Annotated in this window: 1 protein-coding gene; it reads right to left on the bottom strand. The window is 59.2% G+C overall.

The window, feature by feature from the left end; genetic code table 11:
• A partial coding sequence (locus tag LO50_RS22165) for a helix-turn-helix domain-containing protein (RefSeq protein WP_044316389.1) occupies positions 1–317 on the bottom strand: 317 nt, incomplete at its 3' end.
• Positions 318–360 lie beyond the last annotated feature (43 nt).

Here is a 360-nt window from a genome sequence, read left to right as displayed (position 1 = left end):
ATGTTCATGCTGCGCAGCTTGCCGGCAATCTGCTCGGGAGACAAACGCTCACGCAGCATATGGGTCACCAGTTCGAAGCGCTCGCTACCCGGCAACAGTTTTCGCATCGGTCGACAAACCTGGCGGCGGGTCTGCATTTGCTGCTGGGCCTGACGGGCCGAGTAGCCACCGCAAGCACCTCGGTTACGGCGCAGCTCACGGCTGATGGTCGAAGGGGATCGGTTGATCAAGCAGGCAATCCTGCGCAGGCTGAAGCCTTGGGTACGACCGATTTGAATGGTGGCGCGCTCTTCAACGCTGAGTTCGGTATAAGACATAGGGGCAGCACCGTACCGGAAAGGTCAGGTGTTGCACTCAGTT

The sequence above is a fragment of the Stutzerimonas stutzeri genome (assembly GCF_000935215.1).
In the GTDB taxonomy this organism is placed as follows: Bacteria; Pseudomonadota; Gammaproteobacteria; order Pseudomonadales; family Pseudomonadaceae; genus Stutzerimonas.
The sequence above is the reverse complement of the archived record's forward strand: the minus strand, read 5'-3'. Positions and strand labels throughout refer to the sequence as shown.